Source organism: Nonomuraea sp. NPDC001684 (genome assembly GCF_053596515.1).
In genome coordinates, this window is sequence record NZ_JBSFGJ010000627.1 from 1 (window position 1) to 4322 (window position 4322).

General features: G+C 71.5%; 4 protein-coding genes. 3 read left to right on the forward strand and 1 reads right to left on the reverse strand.

What is annotated here, in order from left to right; genetic code table 11:
- Together ACWCSD_RS48825 and ACWCSD_RS48830 are read left to right on the forward strand one after the other, a co-directional pair.
- Positions 1–720 (forward strand): alpha/beta hydrolase (locus tag ACWCSD_RS48825; protein ID WP_449926044.1); only part of this gene is annotated, 720 nt, incomplete at its 5' end.
- Positions 721–1018: 298 nt separating this feature from the next.
- Entirely contained in the window at positions 1019–2143 is a 1125-nt protein-coding gene (locus tag ACWCSD_RS48830) for an AraC-like ligand-binding domain-containing protein (protein WP_449926047.1), read from the forward strand.
- Here ACWCSD_RS48830 and ACWCSD_RS48835 read toward each other — a convergent pair.
- Positions 2038–3264 (reverse strand): cytochrome P450, encoded by a 1227-nt coding sequence (locus ACWCSD_RS48835; RefSeq protein ID WP_449926049.1) that lies wholly within the window; start codon positions 3262–3264, stop codon positions 2038–2040. The two genes, ACWCSD_RS48830 and ACWCSD_RS48835, sit on opposite strands and share 106 nt — an antisense overlap.
- Positions 3265–3517: 253 nt before the next feature.
- On the opposite strand from ACWCSD_RS48835, the gene ACWCSD_RS48840 reads away from it, so the two are divergent.
- Positions 3518–4322, forward strand: an 805-nt coding sequence (locus ACWCSD_RS48840) for a hypothetical protein (RefSeq protein ID WP_449926052.1), incomplete at its 3' end; no start/stop codon positions are given.

A 4322-nucleotide genomic window follows, 5' to 3' on the forward strand; every position in this document is an offset into this window, starting at 1 on the left:
CGTGGCGGGGATGCCGACGAGGACGAACAGCGCCGTCACCCCGGCGGCCGGGACGTCGGCGAGGTGTGGCGCGGGCTGGTGACCGCCGCGGACCGCTCACCGGTGCCGGTGAAGAACGATCCGTCCGGGGCCGCCTACAGCGGGTTCGACCTGAAGGTCGCCGCCGCCCCCAGCTTCACCTCGCCGGGCCGGGAACCCGACGTGCCGCGCTGGGCCCAGCTCGCCGCCGCGATCGACAAGGCCGCCGGCGGCGACGCCTCGGGGTTCGCCGACTACGTGCGGCAGTCGTCGGGCAGCCCCAAGGTGCCCTCGCTCGCCGGGCAGAACATGACGCACTGCCTGGACGGCGCGGGATACGGCAGCTACGCCGCCTACCGCGAGGCGCTCCGGAGGGCGGCGGAGCTGTCGCCGGACTTCGCCGGGCAGCGGGCCTGGTGGCCGCTGGCCTGCGTCGGCTGGCCCGCGCCCGTCACCAACCCGCCGGCGCCGCTGCCCGCCCGCGGCCTGACGCCGTTCCTGGGGGTCGGCAGCTGGACGGACCACGACGAGGTCGCGGAGGTCGTCCGCCCGGTGCCGGGCTCGTCCAGCGTCCGGTACGAGGGGCACGGCCACATGCTCTACCTCTACGGCGACACCGGCTGCGTCACCGCCCACGTCAACCGTTACCTGACGAGCCTGAGACTCCCGCCGCCCGGCACCACCTGCCCGGCCACCGGATGACCACGGGCACCGGGGCCGCGCCGCAGCCGGCACGGCTCACGCGGGCACGTCGGAGGGACGCAGCGCGGGCCGTTGCGCCCGGCTCCTTGCGCGCGTCCGCTTGTTTTTGAGCAGTATCTCGGCTAGCTGGTCGCGGCCGGCGGGGGCGTCGTGCTCAGGACGATGAACAGAGGTAGCCGATTACGCGGCGCCACGCCTTTTCGCGCACATATTTGTTTGACTGACGCCCGCTGGGCCCAGCAGCTTCTACGTGTGCGATTCCGTGAATGTCATGACCGATTAACCGGAAGGGAACGGCGTGCACATTGATGATTTCGGCGCGGACAGGTCCGCAGAAAGCCGCTCCGCGAATGCCGCGCAGGCGCGCTGGCAGCAGCAAGGGGTTCTGGACCTCGCGCCTTCACTCATTCACAGCGACGAACCCGGTGAACCCGTTCTTCCCGGGCGGGTGCTGGAGCTGCAGGGCGTGCAGATGGCCATGCTCAACCACGGCCCCATCCAGGTACGCCGGCCGACGTCGCTGATCAGGCAGTTCGATCCGGAGGCGTACAACATCAATCTTTTCCTCGCCGGTGACGGGGGGTTGTCCCAGGCGGGACGGCAGGCCGCCATGACCGCCGGGCAATTCGTGGTGCTCGACACCTCACGCCCCTACGAGGGCTGGCGCAGGTGCGATCGGTCGAGCGCACCGCACTCGACGCTCACGCTCCAGATCCCCCGCCTGATGATGCCCCTCCCGTCGAACGTGGCCGACCGGCTGACCGCGGTCGCCTTCGACACGCGGCACGGCATGGGCGCGGTCTTCGCCCGCTGGGTGACCGGACTCGTACGGGATCCCGGCTACTTCACCCACGACGACGTTTCCACCTTGGCCTCGGTCACCACCACATTGCTGGCCGCCGCACTGGCCCCGCACGTGAACAGCGCTCTGCATGACAGCTCCGAGGCCCGCCGACGCCGGCTCAGGTTCCAGATCGACGACTTCATCCAACGAACTGGTCGGCAGCGCCGGCGGCAGCGTCTTCGTCGTCCTCATGATGTCGGCGATACCCGCATCCGTCCCGTCGGACGCGGTCGCGAGATCAATGGCCGTCGGCGCTCTCGTTCTCGAGCTCGGCACGGCGATCGGAGCGGCGGCCGGTGGAGTCATGGGAACGGCTGCCGGCCTCCGCTCGACCGTGGAGCTCTGCCTGTACGTCGCCGCCACCGTGCTCCTGGTCGTCGCCCTGCGAGGCGGCCTGTCGGCCGTGAGGTCTCGTTCCTGAGGACGCAAGGGCTGACGCCCTTCCCTGACGGGGTGGCGCGGAGCTGGTGCGGTCACCAGGTCACGGGGAGCTCGTACACCCCGTACACCTGGCCGTCGTGCTTGAAGGGGATCTTCTCGAACTCGGCGGCCAGGGCCAGGGTGGGAATGCGCCTGTAGAGGGTGCCGTAGGCGACCTGCAGCTCCAGCCGGGCCAGGGGCTGGCCCAGGCACTGGTGGACGCCGAAGCCGAAGGCCACGTGCCGGCGGGCGTCGCGGCGCACGTCCAGTTCGTCCGGGGCGGGGAAGATCTCGGGGTCGCGGTTGCCGATGTCGTTGGCCACGATGATGCCCTCGCCCGCGCGGATGACCTGGCCGCCGATCTCGATGTCCTCCTTGGCCACCCGGCGGCGTCCGCCGTGGGTGATGTTCAGGTAGCGCAGCAGCTCCTCCACCGCGCCCGCGATCAGCGCGGGGTCGTCGCTCCCGCGCAGCAGGGCGAGCTGGCCGGGATGGCGGAGCAGCGCGAGGGTGCCGAGGGCGATCATGTTGGCGGTGGTCTCGTGGCCGGCCACGAGCAGCAGGACGCCCATCTGGGCCGCCTCCTGCCTGGTCAGCTCACCGGCCGTGACCCGGGCGGCCACCTGGGAGAGCAGGTCGTCGCCGGGGCGGACGAGCTTGTCGCCGACGAGCCCGTCCAGGTACTGCCGCAGCCGCCCGCCCGCGGCCGTCCGGTCCTCGACCGACACGTCCCGCTTGACGATGATCTGGCTGTTGTCCTGGAAGAAGCCGTGGTCGGCGTACGGGACGCCGAGCAGCTCGCAGATCACCAGCGACGGCACCGGCAGCGCGAACGCCTCCACCAGGTCCACCGGCCTCGGCCCCGCCAGCAGGTCGTCGATGAGACGGTCGACGATGCGCTGCACGGCCGGGCGCATGGTCTCGACCCGCTTGACGGTGAACGCCCCCTGCACCATGCGGCGCAGCCGGTGGTGCTCGGGGTCGTCCATGAAGACGAAGCTGATCGCGCTGTCGGGCCGGTTGGGCGCCAGGACCGGCAGCGGGTAGCCGGGCCGGGTGACGTCGGAGCTGACCTGCGGATGGCTCAGCACCGCCTTCTGCTCGGCGTAGCCGGTGACCAGCCACACGGTGCCGCCGTCGCGCAGCCGTGCCCGGGTCAGCGGCGCGTCCTGCCGGAGCGCCTGCAGGGCCGGCGGCGGGTCGAACGGGCACGCCGCCGCCCTGACGCCGGGGAACTCGGGCAACGAGCCGGACATGTCCTGATCTGGGGCGGCCGTCATGACGGTGTTCCTTCCCCTTGCCTGGCCCGGACGGCGCTCATCGACTTCCCGCCTGACGCACCCGCGCTCGCCGTTGTCATGTCCAGTAACCGACGCGTGCCCTGGTAAGTCAAGCGCCTGCTTCGAGGAGCACCGTGATCGAAGTGTTCTGGACGACAGCCTACCAATATGCGAATATGTGTTCGATTGTCGAAGATCGTCAACGGAGGCGAGCCCCGCAGTCATGCCAGGACGTCTCCAGAACGGAGTGCCTGTGCGCACATCGACCTCTGCCCGTGCTCATCTGCCCCGCCGATTAGTCGCGTGGGCCGGGCCCCTGCTCCTGGCGGCGGCCCTGCTCGTCACCCAGACGCCCACCGCCGCGACCGCCGCGGACGCCGCGACCGTCTCCGACCTCGGCGTCGCCGGGGAGGGCGGCGACGTGGTGGCGCGCAACAGGAAGGTCTTCGTCGCCGCCGGCGACCGGATCGTGGTCACCTCCACCGACGGCAAGGTCGTCGGCGCGATCCCCGGCCTGTCCGGCGCCGTCGCCCTGGCCTCGCCGGAGGACGGCAGGAAGGTGTACGCGGCGCTGCGCGGCTCGAACGAGGTGATCGAGATCGACAGCACCACCCTCGCCATCAGCAGGCGCATCGACCTCACCGCGTACCCGTGCCCGTCGAGCCTGGCGCAGGCGTACGACCGGCTGTGGATCGGGTTCGGCTGCGGCGGAGCGGGCGGGGGAGGCGTCCTCGGCCTCGTCACGTCGGCGGCGACCCCCACCCTCGTCCGGGTCGGGCCGGCCACGACCGGTGCCCCGCTCGTCGCCGTCGCCGGGAACACGCTGGTGGCGGGGGAGTCCGGGGTCAGCCCCGCCACGGTCAAGGTGTACGACATCAGCACCACGCCGCCCACGTCGAGCGGCGAGATCCGGGGGGACGCGAACGGCCTGCCGGCCCTGCGTGATCTCGCGCTCGCCGAGCACGGCGCGACGGCGCTGTCGGCGCTGAACGACACTCGCCGGTTCGACGCCTGGGACACGGCGGCCCTGACGCGGGGCCGCGCCTACGACAACAACG

Excerpts from the sequence above, each read along its gene's own strand:
- ACWCSD_RS48835 (WP_449926049.1), bottom strand. The coding sequence starts at position 3,264 with ATGACGGCCGCCCCAGATCAGGACATGTCCGGCTCGTTGCCCGAGTTC.